Consider the following 18,899-nt stretch of genomic DNA (forward strand, 5'->3'; position numbering starts at 1 on the left):
TCCTATGACCAGATGTTCAAATGTTTTCCGTAAAGGCTCGATCCTCAGCCTTGCTCTGGCAGCGTCGATTCCGCTTGCTCGCGCTGATCTTCAGAGTCTGGATGAGTCTGACATGGCCGGCATCAGTGGCCAGAGCGGAATTACCCTGGAAGGGGAGCTGGAGGCCAGTGCAGCCAGTATTTCCTATTTTGACGACGACAATGGAATCCACCTGGAGGGTTTTCGGCTGAGCTCCGCGACAGATGCGGGAGAGGGTGTCTACCACAAGATTGACATCGACATTGAGGAGGATGGCGCCCTCAATCTTGACTATCTCGTCGAGGATCGCCGTATCGAGTTCGGGGACATCCGCCTGGCGGGAGCTCCGGGTCTGAGCATGGGTGGGATCTTCTTTGACCATTCCCTCAAGGGTTCTCTGAAAATTTCATCGACAGGAGGCACCGGGTACAGGTTTGATTCAGCATACACAATGACGGGCGGGCGGCTGGGCTATCGCACAAACGGCAACGAAGTCTTTCTCGACGATATAACCATGGATTTTGCCTCTGTCGGCATGATTCTGGATGTGGAAAACGGCGCTCTTACTCTGGACTCACCCTCCATCACAGGTTCTTATAGTGTCGGTGCCATCCGCTACAGTGACAACTCTGCCAACCACGGCAACAGTTTCGACGTGATCACCGGTTCCGCGCTGCCCAGTTATGGCAGTCTGGAGGGTGATTTTGACCTGTCGTCAAGGCTGGAGATTCAGGGTGGAGGACGTGATGGCGCAGAGGGTATCCGTTTTGATGGACAAACAACAATCAACAGTGCCAACTTCATCTACAGGGATGACGGTAACCCGCTGGCTTTCCGGGATATCACCGGGTCCTATCAGCTAAACGACCTGCGTCTGGATGTTACCCAGGACTGGAACGGCCGCGAAGCACTCGGACTGACTCTGGACTCCCTCTCCGGGGGCTTCAATATTGGTAGCATTGAAATGGGGACTAGTGGCAAAAGCCTTGGCTCGCTCAACGTCAATTTCCTGTTCGCGGATCAGGTTTACGATGGGGAGACCTTTACCAATGCCGTCTACCTCCAGGGTGGTGGTCACCAGGACGCCGGTCCGCAGGGTCTGAGGCTGGCTACAGAGTGGAGTCTTCAATTGGCTGACGTCAGCTATACCGAAGACGGCAACCGGGTGATTTTCAGTGGGCTTCAGTCCTGGGGTCATGGTGATGTCACTGTGAACGTCACCAGTGATGGAACTCTCAACGGCACCCGGTTCTATGATGGTCTGAGAATCGGGTTCGAGAATATCGAGGGGGGTTACCGTCTGAATGGCCTGAGGGTTGGCAGTGATGACGCCCAGTTGCAGGGCGGCACCGAGCTTTTACTGACGCTGGGGATTTATCCAGCTTACGAGTTTGACCTGGACGGCCATATCACCATTGGGGCCGGGGGGGCTTCGGGAGAAGGCCTGACCATCAACTCCGATATCCAGATCAAAAACGGCAACGCTGCACTGATCGCGGCACCTTATGACGAAGGTCAGGGCGAGGTTTCACAGAAGGGGCTCTGGGCCAGCGACCTGAACTACGACATTCACGTCCGGGACATGACAGTTGACGTCACGGAGGAAGGTTTTGCCATCATCAAGGGTGAAGCCTGGAGCACGATGGATATCGGCAATCTGCGGATTGGTGACAAGAAGACCGGTGGAAGTTTCGGCCGTTTTGTTTTCCAGAATTACGAAAAGGGAAGCAGTATGACCATTCTTCCGGGTGGAGCGGGTCAGGTATGTGTTGGCGGTTCCGGCAGCGATGCTGCGGGCTGTTCGGCCTCTGGCGGAATCTGGGAAGATCGGGGCGAGGAAGGTATCACCATCCGGATGAAGCAGATATTCGCGAAGGCTGTCAGTGACACAAAAAGGAATGCTTTCGTCTGGGAAACCAATCGTGCCCTGGGTTCCGATGGCCGGCCAGAAAATGGCACCGGCATGAAGCTGGTGCTGAATGATATCTACACCAGTGATGGTGGTGATATCGATGGAAACGAGGTGGAAGGCAACACCTTTGGCATTCGGACTGACATCTCCGTCGATGTACACCAGACCAAAGTGGTCAAAAAGACCGATGGGGCGGATTCACTTGGAGTTGTCGGCAGCCGTGGTGATGAAAAGATCATGGATGCTTCTGCAGCCGCTGGTTATCGCTATGAAACCTCTCCCACTACCGCGGACCTGGATAACCGGCCCCTGGGCTTCGCCGTGCAGGCGCGCTCCCGGTTCAAGGAACTTTCCATCAATAATGTGGATCTTGTTCACCCCAACCAGCCAACCGAGGGGCAGACAGTGATCTACGGAATGAAACTCCAGAACTTTGACGTGAAAGCGAATCTGACCGCCACCCCCATTCCCTGAGAATATACCCCAGCCTCGCCGGGCACCCCGCCCGGCGCGACCTTTCCCGCCGATGCCTTTGTTTTTTTGCGCCTGCTGTTGTTTAATCCGCCCTGCCATCCCCGAATTTCCTGTCAGGCACTCTTTCATGAAGACAAAGGCTCTCATCAATCTGTTATCCGACCGCCGGATCCACTCGGGTGCCTCTCTGGCTACGCAACTGGGAGTGAGTCGTACGGCTATCTGGAAGCAGATCCGGCGTGCCCAGGGTCGCGGCTACCGGATCGAAACCCTCAAAGGCCGCGGATACCGTCTTGAGGATCATGTGGACCTGCTGGATGCAGAGAGGATCCGGGCATCACTCCCGGGGAGTCTGCAGGAAAGCATTGACCTTCGCGTTCTTGAAAGTGTGGATTCAACCAATGCTGAAGTGGCGCGGTATCGCGCTGGCCATTCAGATGACCCTGGTGCCGGGGCAGTGATGGTCTGTCTGGCCGATACCCAGACTGCAGGGCGGGGTCGCCGTGGTCGGGCATGGCTGAGCCCGCCAGGCGAAAATCTTTACATGAGCATGGGCCTGACGCTCCGGGGAGGCTTTACCGCGCTGGAAGGCCTCAGCCTGGTGATCGGAGTCGCGGTGGCTGAAGCCCTTGAGCGGCTTGGCCTGCGGAATGTTGGCCTCAAATGGCCGAATGACCTCCAGCATGAAGGTCGTAAACTCGCAGGTATCCTTGTTGAATTGCAGGGAGAGCTTGAAGGTGTTGTACAGGTTGTGGCCGGTGTCGGTCTGAATGTCCATATGCGGGAAGCGGCAGGAGTGGATCAGCCCTGGACCAGTCTTTCCCAGGCACAGGAGAAGACTCCCTGGCGCCGGAATGACATTGCTGCTGAACTGACTTCCTCAGTGCTTGCGGCAGTTGATGAATTTGCGGTGAATGGCTTCGAGGCGTTCAGGGACCGCTGGCAGCAGCGAGATGTGTTTTACGGACATTCGCTCAGGGCTGTTCAGGGGGAGATGGAGGGGATTGGCCGCGGTATCGATGCCTCAGGTCATTACCAGATTGAGACAGAGCAGGGCATTCAGACAGTAAGGGCCGGAGAGGTCAGCATGCGGGTGATGTCATGAAGCTTCTGATTGATGCCGGTAACACTCGTGTGAAATGGCAGGTGCAGCAGCAAAACCAGAAGCTCCGCTCTGGATGGGGCACCCTGGGTGAGGAACCCATCTTCCAGGAGGCCCGGCCTTATGCCTCATCAATTGAGCGTGTTGCCATCTCAACAGTGGCTTCGGAAGCGGGGCGGGAACAGCTCATGCAGGCCGTGTCGGCGTTTACCAGTGCGCCTGTACGTTTTTACTGGACCGAGGCGCAACGCAATGAACTCAGGTGTGCCTATGAAGACCCCCACACCATGGGCGCGGATCGCTGGCATGCGCTCTACGGCGCCTGGCGACGGCACCGGGCTGCGCTGGTAGTGGTTGATGCTGGCAGCGCTGTGACCATCGATTTTGTTACCGCTTCTGGCATGCATGCTGGAGGCTATATTGTTCCGGGTCGTGGCATGATGCTGCGGGGTCTGCGTCAGGATGCGGCCCGTATTGCCTTTGTCGATGCGCAGGCGGGGTCCCTGCTGCCTGGCACTTCGACTACTGAATGTGTTCATCATGGCCTTCACTGGCTCTGGCGGGGGCTGGTAAACAGCCTGCATGAAGATTGTCGTCAGATGGGTGTAGATCGAATCCTGTTAACAGGGGGCGATGCTGATGAATTGCTGTCACTTGGGCTTGCGGCTGAACTGGTTCCGGACCTCGTTTTTGAAGGCCTGGCGGCGATAGATTCCGAGTCGCAACCATGAAGTGGCTGGCTCTGATACTGATTGCCTTCAATCTGGCACTATGGTTCTTCATGACAGGGTCCTCCTCAGAGCCTTGGTCGGAGCCGCTGGCCAGCGGCCGATTGCCGCGAGTTGCATCTCTCCAGTTTCAGCCTGAGTCCATGCCGGAGTCGGCCATGAGCGAGGATTCTGCTGGCGCCGGGAAGCATCCGGAAGAGCCGGTGCGCGTGGCTTCAGAGGCGGGCCCGAAGCGCCCTCAGCCTGAAAGCGAACTGCCACCGGTGGCTGCCCCGCGCATCTGTATCGAGGCAGGCTGGTTTGAAGACCCTGCCGAAGCCCAGACCAGGGCAGAAAAAATTTCAGGGGTTGTGGGCGAGGTTACCTTAAAGCAGAAGGATAAGCCTGCAGATCCCTACTACTGGGTAATAATTCCACCCGCAGAATCGAGAGCTGCAGCGCTGAAGCGCTTCCGGACATTGCAGGAGTGGAACATCGACTCCTATCTTGTCCGGGAGGGAGACCAGGAAAATGCCATCTCCCTCGGTCTATTCAGTTCGCGGGCCTCTGCAGAGCGTGTTCTCAGTCTTAGCCAGGCTCGCGGACTGGAGGCGACGCTGGCCACCTTCCCCCGAAATAAGATAGGATACTCCCTCGTTTTTGAGGTGAGGGCCAGTCCCGGGTCAGAGCAGCTTGAAGAGGCTCTGGCAGGCATTGGCAGCAGGTTTGAATCTGTGGAACTGAATGACTGCGAAGGTGTTGCAACTATTCAGAAAAATCCGTAGTATACCGCCCTCGCTGAACAGGCGAATGTGGGCTGGCGTAGCTCAGTTGGTAGAGCAGCTGACTTGTAATCAGCAGGTCGGGGGTTCGATTCCGTCCGCCAGCTCCACTTTTTTGTTATCAAGGCAGGTTTCGCAGTCAGGAAGCCTGTTTTGGAGGGGTTCCCGAGTGGCCAAAGGGATCAGACTGTAAATCTGACGCGCAAGCTTCGCAGGTTCGAATCCTGCCCCCTCCACCATATTTTTGCTCGCGGGCATCGTATAGTGGCTATTACCTCAGCCTTCCAAGCTGATGACGCGGGTTCGATTCCCGCTGCCCGCTCCAGTTTCGAAGTAAGGTCAAGTGCTCATGTAGCTCAGTCGGTAGAGCACATCCTTGGTAAGGATGAGGTCACCGGTTCAATTCCGGTCATGAGCTCCATTATTTGTCCGGTCAACGTTACGCTTATTGGTTGATTAGGGAGAACGGTCGAATGTCTAAAGCAAAATTTGAACGTAAGAAGCCGCACTTGAACGTGGGCACCATTGGCCACGTTGACCATGGCAAGACAACGCTGACAGCTGCGCTGACGCGCGTGTGTCACGAAGTGTGGGGAACAGGCGAGTCCCGTGCATTCGATCAGATCGACAATGCTCCGGAAGAGCGCGCGCGTGGTATCACCATCGCGACCTCTCACGTTGAGTACGACTCCCCGACGCGTCATTATGCTCACGTTGACTGCCCGGGCCACGCTGACTATGTGAAGAACATGATCACTGGTGCGGCGCAGATGGACGGTGCAATTCTGGTATGTTCCGCAGCTGACGGCCCGATGCCGCAGACCCGCGAGCACATCCTGCTGTCGCGCCAGGTTGGCGTTCCGTTCATTGTCGTGTTCCTGAACAAGGCGGACATGGTTGATGACGAAGAGCTGCTTGAGCTGGTCGAGATGGAAGTGCGTGAGCTGCTGGCTCAGTACGACTTCCCGGCTGACGACACGCCGATCATCACTGGTTCCGCGCTGATGGCGCTGGAAGGCAAGGATGACAACGAGATGGGCACCACGGCTGTCAAGAAGCTGGTTCAGGCCCTGGATGAGTACATTCCGGAGCCGGAGCGTGCCATCGATCAGCCGTTCCTGATGCCGATTGAGGATGTGTTCTCCATCTCCGGCCGTGGTACCGTAGTGACCGGTCGTGTTGAGCGGGGCGTTGTCAAGGTTGGTGAGGAAGTCGAGATCATTGGTATCAAGGATACCGTCAAGACTGTCTGTACCGGCGTTGAGATGTTCCGCAAGCTGCTTGACGAAGGTCGGGCGGGCGAGAACGTAGGTGTGCTGCTGCGCGGCACCAAGCGCGACGACGTTGAGCGTGGTCAGGTGCTTGCAAAGCCGGGCACCATCAAGCCGCACACCCGTTTTGAGTCAGAGGTGTACGTGCTGAGCAAGGAAGAGGGCGGCCGTCATACGCCGTTCTTCAAAGGATATCGTCCCCAGTTCTACTTCCGGACCACTGATGTGACCGGGTCCTGTGAACTGCCGGAAGGTGTGGAGATGGTCATGCCTGGCGACAACGTAAAGTTGGACGTCACCCTGATCGCGCCGATTGCAATGGAAGAAGGCCTGCGTTTCGCGATTCGCGAAGGCGGCCGTACCGTTGGCGCAGGGGTTGTTGCAAAGATCGTCGAGTAAGTGCGCTGAGTAGTTTCGGTGCAGGCCAGTAGCTCAATTGGCAGAGCAGCGGTCTCCAAAACCGCAGGTTGGGGGTTCGATTCCCTCCTGGCCTGCCATTTTTAAACTTCCGGATACATAAGCTGATTCCTATGGAGTCAAAAGCCCAACATTCAACCAGTCGCTTTGATGCGATCAAGTGGCTGGTTGTTTTCGTGTTGATCGCCGCAGGTGTTGTGGGCAATCAGTATTACAGCGCTGAATCCGTGCTTTATCGGGTTCTTGCTCTTGTGGCTCTGGCTGTCGTTGCGACTCTCGTTGCTCTGCAGACTGATCGGGGCAGGCGTTTCGCAGCCCTGCTGAAAGAGGCGCGGGTCGAGATCCGCAAAGTAGTCTGGCCAACCAGGCCCGAGCTGATTCAGACGACGGTTATCGTTGTCATATTCGTTCTGGTGGTGGCGCTTCTTTTGTGGGCAATGGACTCCCTGATCAGCATGCTGGTTTCCGGGGTTATCGGGTAACAGGAGTGGGCAATGGCTAAGCGCTGGTACGTGGTTCATGCGTATTCTGGCTTCGAAAAGCAGGTTATGCGCACTCTCAAGGAGCGTGTGGCGCTTGAAGGCATGGAGGATCACTTTGGTGATATCCTGGTGCCGACTGAAGAAGTTGTAGAGATGCGGGAAGGGAAGAAGCGCAAGAGCGAGCGCAAGTTCTATCCCGGTTATGTGCTGGTCCAGATGGAAATGGACGACAGGAGCTGGCATCTCGTAAAGAATACACCTAAAGTGCTCGGTTTCATTGGGGGCACGAAAGACAAGCCGGCCCCGATTACGGAGAAAGAAGCTGAGGCCATTCTTCGCCGTGTTGAAAGCGGTGTTGACAAGCCCAAGCCGAAAACTCTCTTCGAACCTGGCGAAATTGTCCGGGTTACCGAGGGTCCCTTTGCGGACTTCAACGGTGTGGTTGAGGAAGTTGACTACGGCAAGAGTCGTGTCAAAGTGGCTGTGCTTATTTTTGGCCGGTCTACGCCGGTTGAGCTGGAGTTCGGTCAGGTCGAAAAGGACTGATCGGAACAGCTGTACTGAGCTCGCGCACTGGTAAAGTGTTGCGGGCTTTTTGTGTCTGCTCTTAGCAGTTGTCTATAAAGGGGAGCCGGAAGGCGCTAGACCCACCAGGAGAAATATCATGGCAAAGAAGATCGCCGCTTATATCAAGCTTCAGGTTGCCGCCGGCAAGGCCAATCCGAGTCCGCCCGTAGGGCCGGCTCTCGGCCAGCGTGGCGTGAACATTATGGAATTCTGCAAGGCTTTTAACGCCAAGACCCAGGATGTTGAGCCTGGTCTGCCGATTCCTGTGGTTATCACCGTATACAGTGATCGCAGCTTCACCTTTGTTACCAAGACGCCGCCGGCGCCGGTTCTGCTCAAAAAGGCGGCCGGGATCAAAAGTGGGTCGGCGCGGCCCAATACCGACAAGGTTGGTACTGTGACCCGGGCCCAGCTCGAAGAAATCGCGAAAACCAAAGAGCCTGATCTGACTGCAGCTGATATGGATGCTGCCGTTCGAACAATTGCAGGCACTGCCCGTAGTATGGGTCTGAACGTGGAGGGCCTGTAACATGGCAAAGCTGAGCAAACGTCAAAAATTGATTCGTGAAAAAGTGGAAGCCACGCGGGCATATCCCATGGATGAGGCTGTCCAGCTTCTGGTTGAACTTGGTAAAGATATCAAGTTCAAGGAGTCGATTGATGTGGCCATAAACCTGGGCGTCGACCCGCGTAAATCCGATCAGGTTGTACGTAGCAGCACGGTCCTTCCTCACGGCACAGGCAAGACCGTCCGGGTGGCAGTGTTTACCCAGGGCGCCAATGCCGAGAAAGCCAAAGAGGCTGGTGCTGACATCGTAGGCATGGAAGATCTCGCCGAGGAAGTCAAAAAGGGCAACATGGATTTCGATGTCGTCATTGCGACCCCGGATGCCATGCGTGTTGTTGGTCAGCTGGGTCAGATTCTGGGCCCGCGTGGCCTGATGCCAAACCCCAAGGTTGGCACCGTGACTCCGGATGTTGCCACAGCAGTGAAAAATGCCAAGGCAGGTCAGGTTCGTTACAGGACCGACAAGAACGGTATTATCCATTCGCCTCTCGGCAACGTGGATTTTGACGCGAGCGCGATCAGGGAAAACCTGGAAGCGCTTGTCGCGGATCTGAAAAAGGCCAAGCCTTCGGCGGCGAAAGGGGTTTATCTCAAGAAGATCACCCTTTCATCGACCATGGGTCCTGGTCTCACTATCGATATGGGTGGTCTGGCTGTTTGACCACCGCCAATCGATAGGCACTTTGTAGTCTGGGCGGAAGCCAAGGCTGTCAAAGACCGCAGGCCCCCGAGACCCGATCATGGGTCGCAAGGGTTAAAGCAACGCCTGCGCAGACGGTGTGAAGACGTTCTCTCTGAACCCAAACACCGTAGGGCGCCCAAAACGGAGCCAATTGCGTCAAATCGCAGTCAGGCTCCGAGGGCATTGATGGGTTTGCTGGGATATCCCGGCGAAATCGAGGAGAAATCCAGTGGCAATTAGACTCGAAGACAAGAAGGCGATCGTCGCTGAAGTCAACGAGACTGCCGGTGGTGCTCTGTCCGTCGTACTGGCTGACTACCGTGGTATCACCTCCGGTGATATGACGGCGTTACGTGCGAAGGCCCGCGCAGAGCAGGTTCGCCTGAAGGTTGTTCGTAACAACCTGGCGAAGCTTGCGATTGTGGGTACCGAGTACGAGTGCATCCGTGATGTGCTGGTTGGTCCGACGATTCTGGCATTCTCAATGGAAGATCCCGGAGCGGCTGCAAGGCTGCTGAAGGATTTTGCCAAGGAGAAAGAGGCATTCAATATCAAGGGTCTTGCAGTCGGCGGTGAGCTGATGGGCGCAGACCAGATTGATCGCCTCGCCAAGCTTCCGACACGCCATGAGGCGTTGACGATGCTGGCAGCCGTAACACAGGCACCGGTTACCAAGCTGGCGCGGACACTAAACGAGATTCCTTCGAAAGTGACCCGTGCAGTAGCGGCAGTTCGCGACCAGAAGCAAGACGCTGCTTGATTCTGTTGAACACCATTTTTATATTTTTGGGAGAAAGTCATGGCTCTGTCTAAAGACGATATTTTGAATGCAATTGCTGAAATGAGCGTAATGGATGTTGTTGCGCTGGTTGAAGCAATGGAAGAGAAGTTCGGTGTTTCTGCCGCTGCAGCGGTTGCTGCTGCGCCTGCAGCTGCTGGTGGCGAAGCCGCCGTTGCTGAAGAGCAGACCGAATTCGACGTAATTCTGACCGGTCCAGGTGAGAAGAAGGTAAACGTTATCAAGGCTGTTCGTGAGCTTACAGGTCTTGGCCTGAAGGAAGCGAAAGAAATGGTTGATAGCGCGCCTTCCACCGTCAAGGAAGCTGCCAGCAAGGCAGATGCCGATGCGGCCAAGACGAAGCTTGAGGAAGCAGGCGCTTCAGTTGAGCTCAAGTAAGAGCCGATTGTTGTTCGCTACCATGCGTTGAGCATGGACGGGCTGGTGGCCATGCGCCACCGGCCTTTTTCTGTTGTATCTGCTGTGGCAGTCGAGGTTCGATCTTTTAATATGGCAGTAGCCCCGATCATACAGTCCAAGTCTTGTTCAAGACGGCGCAGTCAGCCGAGCAATTCGGCCCCGAAGCAGGAAAATGGTTGCTTCTTGATACCAGGTATCAGGTCTAAAGCTGGGGAATGCAGATGACTTACTCCTACACTGAGAAAAAGCGGATTCGCAAAGATTTTAGTAAATTGCCTTCCGTGATGGATGTCCCCTATTTGCTGTCTATTCAGCTGGATTCATATCGGGACTTCCTGCAAATGGAAACGGCTGTTGAGGCTCGCCAGGAATCTGGCCTGCATGCAGCGTTCAAATCCGTATTCCCGATTGCCAGTTATTCTGGCAACGCGGCACTCGAATACGTGAGCTACCGCATTGGAGAGCCGGTATTTGATGTCAAGGAATGCCAGCTACGGGGCGTGACGTACGCAGCGCCGCTGCGGGTTAAAGTACGTCTGATTATTTACGATAAAGAATCATCAAACAAAGCCATCAAGGACATCAAGGAGCAGGAAGTCTACATGGGCGAAATGCCCCTGATGACCGAAAACGGCACCTTTGTTGTCAATGGCACCGAGCGTGTCATAGTTTCCCAGTTGCACCGCTCGCCGGGTGTCTTCTTTGATCATGACAAAGGGAAGACTCACTCATCAGGCAAGCTCCTGTATTCGGCGCGGATCATTCCCTACCGTGGTTCATGGCTCGATTTTGAGTTTGACCCGAAGGACTGCGTGTTTGTACGGATCGATCGTCGGCGAAAGCTGCCAGCATCGATTCTTCTGCGTGCGCTGAATTTCACTTCCGAGCAGATGCTTGAGATGTTCTTTGACACCAGCCACTTCAGGCTCGGGGAAGAGACCTGCAAGCTGGATCTGGTCCCAAGCCGTCTTCGCGGTGATATCGCGACCTTTGACATCAAGGACAAAGACGGAAGCATTGTTGTCGAGGAAGGGCGCCGTGTTACTGCGCGCCACATCCGCCAGCTTGAAAAGTCCGGAATCACCGAGCTCGAAGTTCCTACAGAGTATCTGTATGGGCGTGTTCTTGCCCGGGACCTGGTCGACAAAAAAAGCGGTGAGTTGCTCGTCGAATGCAATACCGAACTGACCGACGAAGTTGTCAGCAAGATCCTGGCGGCAGGGGTTGAGGAAATCGATACCCTTTACACCAACGATCTTGACTGTGGCCCGTTCATGTCGGACACGCTGCGCATTGATCCGACCCGCACGCAGTTGGAAGCGTTGGTTGAGATCTACCGGATGATGCGTCCGGGCGAGCCCCCGACCAAGGAATCCGCTGAAAACCTTTTCAACAACCTCTTCTTCTCGGAAGAGCGTTATGACCTGTCTGGCGTTGGGCGAATGAAGCTCAACCGCCGCCTGGGTCGTGAGGAAAGCACGGGCGAAGCGATTCTTACCCACGCTGACATCATTGATGTGCTTCGGACCCTGATCAATATCCGTAATGGCCAGGGCACTACCGACGATATCGACAACCTGGGTAACCGGCGGATCCGCTGTGTTGGCGAGATGGCCGAGAACCAGTTCCGTGTTGGGCTGGTGCGTGTCGAGCGGGCGGTCCGTGAGCGTCTGAGCCTGGCTGAGAGTGAAGGCCTGATGCCCCAGGACCTGATCAACGCCAAGCCTGTGGCTGCTGCCGTCAAGGAATTCTTCGGCTCCAGTCAGCTGTCCCAGTTCATGGATCAGAACAACCCCTTGTCGGAAGTGACACACAAACGCCGTGTGTCTGCTCTCGGCCCGGGTGGTCTTACCCGCGAACGCGCCGGCTTTGAAGTCCGGGACGTGCATCCGACCCATTATGGCCGGGTGTGTCCCATCGAGACGCCGGAAGGTCCGAACATCGGTCTGATCAACTCGCTGGCCACCTATGCCCGAACCAATTCCTACGGTTTCCTCGAGAGCCCGTACCGGAAGGTTATTGATGGCGTGGTGACCGACGAGATTGTTTACCTGTCGGCCATTGAGGAAAGCAATTTCATCATCGCCCAGGCAAGTGCGGCGGTTGACGAGAGCAACCGTCTGGTGGATGAGCTGGTAACCGTAAGGCATCAGAACGAATTCACCGTGACTCCGCCGGAAAACGTCAACTTCAAGGACGTTTCGCCGCGCCAGGTGGTATCTGTTGCAGCGTCGCTGATTCCGTTCCTGGAGCATGACGATGCTAACCGGGCCCTGATGGGCTCGAACATGCAACGTCAGGCAGTGCCCACTCTGCGCGCCGACAAGCCGTTGGTCGGCACCGGTATCGAGCGCATCGTGGCCCAGGACTCCGGGGTCTGTGTGACCAGTCGCCGGGGCGGCGTGGTTGAGAGTGTGGATGCGGCCAGGATTGTAATTCGTGTAAACGATGAAGAGACCGAAGCCGGTGATGCCGGTGTGGATATCTACAATCTGACCAAGTATACGCGCTCGAATCAGAACACCTGTATCAATCAGCGCTCCATCGTCAAGCAGGGCGACAAAATCGCCCGAGGTGACGTTCTGGCTGACGGCCCGTCTGTAGATCTGGGTGAGCTTGCCCTTGGCCAGAACATCCGGATCGCATTCATGCCCTGGAACGGCTACAACTTTGAGGACTCCATACTGGTTTCCGAAAAGGTTGTTGTGGAGGATCGCTTCACCACCATCCATATCCAGGAGCTGACCTGTGTCGCCCGGGATACCAAGCTTGGCAGTGAGGAAATCACCGCGGACATCCCGAACGTGGGTGAGAGTGCTCTGTCCAAACTGGATGAGTCGGGCATTGTTTACATAGGTGCCGAAGTGGGCCCGGGAGATATCCTGGTTGGCAAGGTGACGCCCAAGGGTGAAACCCAGCTGACGCCGGAAGAGAAACTTCTGAGGGCCATATTCGGTGAGAAAGCGTCAGACGTGAAAGACACGTCCAGTCGTGTTTCCACCGGCACCCGCGGCACTGTCATCGATGTTCAGGTATTCACCCGCGACGGGATCGAAAAAGATCAGCGGGCACTCGCCATTGAGAAAGAGCAGCTGGATCAGTACCGGAAAGACCTGAAGGACGAGTACCGCATTGTTGAAGGTGCCACGTTCGAACGTCTCGTGAGTGCACTGGGTGGTCAGGAAGTGATCAGTGGGCCCGGTCTCAAAAAGGGCGCGAAGCTGGATAACGCATTCCTCTCAGAGCTGCCCCGGGAAGACTGGTTCAAGCTCCGGATGAAGGACGAATCGCTGAACGAACTCCTTGAGAAATCCGAGGAAGGTCTTATTGACCGGAAAAAAGATCACGAAGCCCGCTTTGAGAGCAAGAAGCGCAAGCTCCAGCAGGGTGATGATCTGGCTCCGGGCGTTCTGAAGATCGTCAAGGTGTACCTGGCTATCAAGCGTCGTATTCAGCCGGGTGACAAAATGGCTGGTCGTCACGGGAACAAGGGTGTCATTTCCGCGGTCATGCCGGTGGAAGACATGCCCTACGATGAGCAGGGCAACACCGTTGATGTGGTTCTGAACCCGCTGGGCGTTCCCTCACGGATGAACGTGGGTCAGGTCCTTGAAACCCACCTTGGCGCCGCAGCCAAAGGTCTGGGCTACAAGATCAACGACATGCTTGAGGCTCAGCGCAAGGTTACCGATATCCGTGAGTTGCTGGATCAGATCTACAACCACAGTGATGAAGTGACCCCGGTCGATCTGGACAGTCTGTCAGATGCAGAGATTCTGGAGCTGGCGCACAATCTGCGCGAAGGTGTGCCCATGGCCACCGCCGTGTTCGATGGTGCCAAGGAATCTGAGGTCAAGCTTATGCTTGAGCTTGCCGACATGGACACCAGTGGCCAGATCAGGCTGTACGATGGCCGCACCGGTGACGAATTTGATCGTCCGGTCACTGTTGGTTACATGTACATCCTGAAGCTGAATCACCTGATCGATGACAAGATGCATGCGCGCTCTACCGGCTCATACAGTCTTGTTACCCAGCAGCCGCTGGGCGGTAAGGCTCAGTTCGGCGGCCAGCGTTTCGGTGAGATGGAAGTGTGGGCACTGGAAGCCTACGGTGCGGCGTATACGCTGCAGGAGATGCTCACTGTGAAGTCTGACGACGTGAACGGCCGGACAAAGATGTACAAGAACATTGTCGATGGCGACCATCGCATGGAGCCGGGCATGCCCGAATCCTTCAACGTTCTTATCAAGGAGATCCGCTCGCTGGGTATCGACATCGAGCTGGAATCCGACTGAGCCGAATTGTTTTTTTGGCAGCGTGAGCGGACACCGTCAGGTGTCCGCCCGAGATTAACGCCATCCGGAGCTTGTTACTGATGAAAGATTTACTGAATCTTCTCAAGAGCCAGAACCAGAAGCAGGACTTTGATGCCATCCGAATCGGACTGGCATCACCTGATATGATTCGCTCATGGTCCTTTGGTGAAGTAAAAAAGCCTGAGACCATCAACTACCGTACGTTCAAGCCTGAGCGTGACGGCCTTTTCTGTGCCAAGATCTTCGGCCCGATCAAGGATTACGAGTGCCTGTGCGGCAAGTACAAGCGCCTCAAGCACCGTGGTGTGATCTGCGAGAAGTGTGGCGTTGAAGTGGCGCTGGCCAGTGTTCGCCGTGACCGCATGGGTCACATCGAACTGGCGAGCCCTGTCGCCCACATCTGGTTCCTGAAATCACTGCCCTCCCGTATCGGCCTGATGCTGGACATGACGCTTCGTGACATAGAGCGTGTACTCTATTTCGAATCCTTCATCGTCATCGACCCAGGCATGACGACGCTTGAGCGTGGCCAGCTGCTGAACGACGAACAGTATTACGAAGCGCTGGAAGAGTTCGGTGATGAATTCGACGCCCGCATGGGCGCGGAAGCCGTCAAGGCTCTTCTGGAAGATATCGATCTTCAGGAAGCGGTAGACAATCTGCGTGAAGAAATTCCGCAGACCAACTCCGAAACCAAGATCAAGAAGTTCAGCAAACGCCTCAAGATCCTTGAGGCCTTCCTGAACTCAGGTAATCGTCCTGGCGACATGATCATGACGGTGCTGCCTGTGCTGCCGCCGGATCTTCGTCCGCTGGTTCCGCTGGACGGTGGCCGGTTCGCTACCTCTGATCTGAACGATCTTTACCGCAGGGTGATCAACCGGAACAACCGTCTCAAGCGTCTACTCGAGCTGAATGCTCCTGACATCATTGTCCGCAACGAAAAGCGGATGCTGCAGGAAGCGGTTGATGCGCTGCTGGACAACGGCCGGCGTGGGCGTGCCATCACCGGCACCAACAAGCGTCCCCTGAAATCACTTGCCGACATGATCAAGGGCAAGCAGGGCCGGTTCCGTCAGAACCTGCTGGGCAAGCGGGTCGACTACTCGGGCCGTTCGGTCATCGTGGTTGGGCCCTATCTGCGGCTGCATCAGTGCGGCCTGCCCAAGAAAATGGCGCTGGAGCTGTTCAAGCCTTTCATCTTCTCCAAGCTTGAGCATCGCGGTCTTGCGACCACGATCAAGGCCGCGAAGAAGATGGTCGAACGTGAAGAAGCAGTTGTATGGGACATCCTGGATGAAGTTATCCGGGAACATCCGATCATGCTCAACCGGGCGCCTACTCTGCACCGTCTGGGCATCCAGGCATTTGAGCCGGTTCTGATCGAAGGCAAGGCCATCCAGCTGCATCCGCTGGTCTGCGCAGCCTACAACGCGGACTTTGACGGTGACCAGATGGCGGTCCACGTGCCGCTGACGCTGGAAGCCCAGCTCGAAGCCCGCGCATTGATGATGTCCACCAACAACGTGCTTTCGCCCGCCAACGGCGAGCCCATCATTGTGCCTTCGCAGGACGTGGTTCTTGGTCTGTACTACATGACCCGGGAACGCAAGACGGCGAAGGGCGAGGGCATGGTGTTTGCGGACATCAAGGAAGTCCACAGGGCCTATGGCGCCCGCAAGGTGGATCTCCAGGCCAAGGTCAAGGTCCGTGTCCGGGAAATCCGGACAGACGAAGAAGGCGGACTGTCAGAGCATATCAACATCGTGGATACCACGGTGGGCCGCGCCCTGTTGTTTGATATTGTTCCGGATGGCATGGCTTTCGATATCGTCAACCGGCCGATGGTCAAGAAGGCCATCTCCAACCTGATCAACGTGTGCTACCGCACCGTGGGCCTGAAAGAGTCGGTCATCTTTGCGGACCAACTGATGTATACCGGCTTTCACTATGCCACGGTATCCGGCACGTCCATCGGTGTGAATGACTTCGAGATCCCGCCAGAGAAGTATGAAATGGTTGACGCCGCCGAGGCGGAGGTCAAGGAAATCGAAAGTCAGTATGCTTCCGGTCTTCTGACCCAGGGTGAGAAGTACAACAAGGTTATCGACATCTGGTCCCGGGCCAACGACAAGGTCTCCAAGGCCATGATGGAGCGGCTGTCCCAGGAACAGGTAATCGGTCCCGACGGGAAGCCGGTCAAGGGCGAGAATGGCGAATTCCTGACTCAGGAGTCTTTCAACTCGGTTTACATGATGGCGGACTCCGGAGCCCGGGGTTCCGCGGCGCAGATCCGTCAGCTCGCTGGTATGCGTGGTTTGATGGCCAAGCCGGACGGCTCGATCATCGAGACTCCCATTACCGCCAACTTCCGTGAAGGCCTGAACGTACTCCAGTACTTCATCTCGACTCACGGCGCACGTAAAGGCCTGGCCGATACGGCTCTGAAGACCGCAAACTCAGGTTACCTGACCCGCCGTCTTGTAGACGTGTCGCAGGACCTGGTGGTTACCGAGGTTGACTGCGGAACCGAAGAGGGTCTGCTGATGACACCGCACATCGAGGGCGGTGACGTGGTTGTGCCTCTTGGTGACCGGGTGCTTGGTCGTGTTACGGCGCGTGATGTGTATACACCGACCGACAAGGAAAATGCGGTTGTTGCTGCCGGTGCGCTGCTGGACGAAAAAACCATTGAGATGGTCGAGCTTGCCGGTGTGGACGAGATATGGGTCCGTTCCGCAATCAGCTGTGAAACCAGACACGGTGTCTGTGCCAGCTGTTACGGCCGGGACCTGGCCCGCGGTCATCTGGTTAATGTTGGTGAGGCTGTTGGTGTCATTGCGGCCCAGTCGATCGGTGAGCCTGGTACCCAGCTGACCATGCGGACATTCCACATTGGCGGCGCGGCAAGCCGGGCCTCTGCGGTGGACAACATCCAGGTCAAGCACGGTGGCACGGTTCGTCTGCACAACCTCAAATCCATCGAGCGCACGGATGGCACGCTGATAGTGGTTTCACGCTCCTCAGCGCTTGCGGTCGCAGACGAGCAGGGTCGTGAGCGGGAGTGGTACAAGCTTCCCTATGGCGCAATGCTCTCCGTCAAGCACGGCGACAGGGTGGAGGCCGGTGCGATTGTGGCCAAGTGGGATCCCCACACCCATCCGATCGTGGCGGAAGGCAAGGGTATCGCGAACTTTGTCGGCATGGACCAGGGCATTACGGTGCGCACCCAGACCGATGAGCTGACAGGTCTTTCCACCGTTCAGGTTATCGATCCGAAAGAGCGTCCTGCGGCTGGCAAGGACATTCGTCCGATGATCCAGGTCGTGGACGAAAACGGCGATGAAGTGCAGCTGCCAGGCGGTAGTCCGGCGCAGTACTTCCTGCCTGCGAATGCCCTGATCACGGTCACCCACGAAGGCCCGGTCGAAATTGGCGATGTCGTCGCGCGTATACCGCAGGAAAGCTCAAAGACCCGCGACATCACCGGTGGTCTGCCCCGGGTTGCGGATCTGTTCGAGGCCCGGCGTCCGAAGGAGCCTTCCATCCTGGCTGAGACCAGCGGTGTGGTGTCCTTTGGCAAGGAAACCAAGGGCAAGAAGCGTCTGATGATCACGCCGAAAGATGGTGATGCCTACGAAGTGCTGATTCCCAAATGGCGTCAGCTGAATATCTTCGAGGGCGAAACTGTCGAGAAAGGCGAGGTCATCTCCGATGGTCCGTCAAACCCGCACGACATTCTGCGTCTGCTGGGTGTGGTGGAACTGGCGAAGTACATCACCAACGAGATCCAGGACGTCTATCGCCTGCAGGGCGTTGTCATCAACGACAAGCACATTGAAGTGATTGTTCGCCAGATGCTGCGCAAGGTTGAGATCACCAACCCTGGCGAGACTTCGTTCATTGGCGGGGACACGGTGGAATACCACCAGTTCATCGAGGAAAATGCTGCGGCCGAAGCTGCCGACAAGCAGCCTGCCCGTTGCGAAAGACTGCTGCTTGGTATCACCAAGGCATCGCTGGCCACCGAGTCCTTCATATCGGCTGCTTCGTTCCAGGAGACAACCCGTGTCCTGACCGAAGGTGCAGTAACCGGCAAGCGGGATTACCTGCGCGGCCTGAAGGAAAACGTGGTGGTTGGCCGCCTGATACCTGCCGGTACCGGTCTGGCTTATCACGCCGAACGTCGGCGCAAGCGTGAACTTGAAGAGCGGGGAGCGACTGCAGAAGATGTGGCGGAAGCGCTGAGTGCCGAGCTCAATCGCTGATTGACGCTTCGGAACTGGTCAGCTGTCGGTTGTGAATTCAGTCGGCCGCTGGTCAAAAAGAAATCAGTCATCTTGACTGACGAGGGACGCAGGCTTACACTTGCGTCCCTTAAATTTTGCCCTCAGGGGCAA

General features: G+C 56.3%; 13 protein-coding genes and 5 tRNA genes. All 18 read left to right on the forward strand.

Features of this window, described 5'->3' with window-relative positions; genetic code table 11:
* Positions 1-4: 4 nt before the first annotated feature.
* The 18 genes from LG327_RS07470 to rpoC all read left to right on the forward strand — a co-directional run bounded on the left by LG327_RS07470 (position 5) and on the right by rpoC (position 18,767).
* Positions 5-2,404, forward strand: a complete 2,400-nt coding sequence (locus tag LG327_RS07470; RefSeq protein WP_404367928.1) for a DUF6160 family protein — start codon at positions 5-7, stop codon at positions 2,402-2,404.
* A gap of 127 nt (positions 2,405-2,531) precedes the next feature.
* Positions 2,532-3,509 carry a biotin--[acetyl-CoA-carboxylase] ligase gene (locus LG327_RS07475; RefSeq protein ID WP_404367931.1) on the forward strand — a complete coding sequence of 326 codons (978 nt, stop codon included), beginning with the start codon at positions 2,532-2,534 and terminating at the stop codon, positions 3,507-3,509.
* A complete protein-coding gene (locus LG327_RS07480) occupies positions 3,506-4,237 on the forward strand; it encodes a type III pantothenate kinase (RefSeq protein WP_404367934.1) in 732 nt (243 codons plus the stop codon). The genes LG327_RS07475 and LG327_RS07480 overlap by 4 nt, the downstream gene beginning before the upstream one ends.
* Before the next feature lie 155 nt (positions 4,238-4,392).
* On the forward strand, positions 4,393-4,998 hold the full coding sequence (locus LG327_RS07485) for an SPOR domain-containing protein (protein ID WP_404367937.1): 606 nt from the start codon (positions 4,393-4,395) through the stop codon (positions 4,996-4,998).
* A 31-nt stretch (positions 4,999-5,029) separates the two neighbouring features.
* A tRNA-Thr gene (locus LG327_RS07490) sits at positions 5,030-5,105 on the forward strand.
* A gap of 45 nt (positions 5,106-5,150) precedes the next feature.
* Positions 5,151-5,234 (forward strand) — tRNA-Tyr (locus tag LG327_RS07495).
* A gap of 11 nt (positions 5,235-5,245) precedes the next feature.
* Positions 5,246-5,320 (forward strand) — tRNA-Gly (locus LG327_RS07500).
* A gap of 20 nt (positions 5,321-5,340) precedes the next feature.
* A tRNA-Thr gene (locus LG327_RS07505) sits at positions 5,341-5,416 on the forward strand.
* Positions 5,417-5,468: 52 nt separating this feature from the next.
* On the forward strand, positions 5,469-6,665 hold the full coding sequence (gene tuf / locus LG327_RS07510) for an elongation factor Tu (protein ID WP_404367940.1): 1,197 nt from the start codon (positions 5,469-5,471) through the stop codon (positions 6,663-6,665).
* A 22-nt stretch (positions 6,666-6,687) separates the two neighbouring features.
* Positions 6,688-6,763, forward strand: a tRNA-Trp gene (locus tag LG327_RS07515).
* Between the two features lie 33 nt (positions 6,764-6,796).
* Positions 6,797-7,165 carry a preprotein translocase subunit SecE gene (secE, locus tag LG327_RS07520; RefSeq protein ID WP_404367943.1) on the forward strand — a complete coding sequence of 123 codons (369 nt, stop codon included), beginning with the start codon at positions 6,797-6,799 and terminating at the stop codon, positions 7,163-7,165.
* 12 nt (positions 7,166-7,177) lie between these two features.
* Positions 7,178-7,711: a transcription termination/antitermination protein NusG gene (gene nusG / locus LG327_RS07525; protein ID WP_404367946.1), complete on the forward strand. Its 534-nt coding sequence runs from the start codon at positions 7,178-7,180 to the stop codon at positions 7,709-7,711.
* 118 nt (positions 7,712-7,829) lie between these two features.
* Positions 7,830-8,261: a 50S ribosomal protein L11 gene (gene rplK, locus LG327_RS07530; RefSeq protein WP_404367949.1), complete on the forward strand. Its 432-nt coding sequence runs from the start codon at positions 7,830-7,832 to the stop codon at positions 8,259-8,261.
* A gap of 1 nt (position 8,262) precedes the next feature.
* Complete coding sequence (rplA, locus tag LG327_RS07535; protein WP_404367952.1) at positions 8,263-8,961, forward strand: 50S ribosomal protein L1; 699 nt, start codon at positions 8,263-8,265, stop codon at positions 8,959-8,961.
* Between the two features lie 250 nt (positions 8,962-9,211).
* Positions 9,212-9,742 carry a 50S ribosomal protein L10 gene (gene rplJ, locus LG327_RS07540; RefSeq protein WP_404367955.1) on the forward strand — a complete coding sequence of 177 codons (531 nt, stop codon included), beginning with the start codon at positions 9,212-9,214 and terminating at the stop codon, positions 9,740-9,742.
* 39 nt (positions 9,743-9,781) lie between these two features.
* Positions 9,782-10,159, forward strand: a complete 378-nt coding sequence (gene rplL, locus LG327_RS07545; RefSeq protein ID WP_404367958.1) for a 50S ribosomal protein L7/L12 — start codon at positions 9,782-9,784, stop codon at positions 10,157-10,159.
* Between the two features lie 242 nt (positions 10,160-10,401).
* Entirely contained in the window at positions 10,402-14,478 is a 4,077-nt protein-coding gene (gene rpoB, locus LG327_RS07550) for a DNA-directed RNA polymerase subunit beta (RefSeq protein ID WP_404367960.1), read from the forward strand.
* Positions 14,479-14,558: 80 nt separating this feature from the next.
* A complete protein-coding gene (rpoC, locus tag LG327_RS07555) occupies positions 14,559-18,767 on the forward strand; it encodes a DNA-directed RNA polymerase subunit beta' (protein WP_404367963.1) in 4,209 nt (1,402 codons plus the stop codon).
* The last annotated feature ends 132 nt before the right edge of the window (positions 18,768-18,899 follow it).

It is taken from the genome of Marinobacter sp., assembly GCF_044799475.1.
Lineage (GTDB): Bacteria > Pseudomonadota > Gammaproteobacteria > Pseudomonadales > Oleiphilaceae > Marinobacter.

Bases quoted from the DNA above. Each gene is read 5' to 3' on its own strand.
- LG327_RS07470 (WP_404367928.1), top strand. From the start codon at position 5: ATGACCAGATGTTCAAATGTTTTCCGTAAAGGCTCGATCCTCAGCCTT.
- LG327_RS07475 (WP_404367931.1), top strand. From the start codon at position 2,532: ATGAAGACAAAGGCTCTCATCAATCTGTTATCCGACCGCCGGATCCAC.
- LG327_RS07480 (WP_404367934.1), top strand. From the start codon at position 3,506: ATGAAGCTTCTGATTGATGCCGGTAACACTCGTGTGAAATGGCAGGTG.
- LG327_RS07485 (WP_404367937.1), top strand. From the start codon at position 4,393: ATGAGCGAGGATTCTGCTGGCGCCGGGAAGCATCCGGAAGAGCCGGTG.
- tuf (WP_404367940.1), top strand. From the start codon at position 5,469: ATGTCTAAAGCAAAATTTGAACGTAAGAAGCCGCACTTGAACGTGGGC.
- secE (WP_404367943.1), top strand. From the start codon at position 6,797: ATGGAGTCAAAAGCCCAACATTCAACCAGTCGCTTTGATGCGATCAAG.
- nusG (WP_404367946.1), top strand. From the start codon at position 7,178: ATGGCTAAGCGCTGGTACGTGGTTCATGCGTATTCTGGCTTCGAAAAG.
- rplK (WP_404367949.1), top strand. From the start codon at position 7,830: ATGGCAAAGAAGATCGCCGCTTATATCAAGCTTCAGGTTGCCGCCGGC.
- rplA (WP_404367952.1), top strand. From the start codon at position 8,263: ATGGCAAAGCTGAGCAAACGTCAAAAATTGATTCGTGAAAAAGTGGAA.
- rplL (WP_404367958.1), top strand. From the start codon at position 9,782: ATGGCTCTGTCTAAAGACGATATTTTGAATGCAATTGCTGAAATGAGC.
- rpoB (WP_404367960.1), top strand. From the start codon at position 10,402: ATGACTTACTCCTACACTGAGAAAAAGCGGATTCGCAAAGATTTTAGT.
- rpoC (WP_404367963.1), top strand. From the start codon at position 14,559: ATGAAAGATTTACTGAATCTTCTCAAGAGCCAGAACCAGAAGCAGGAC.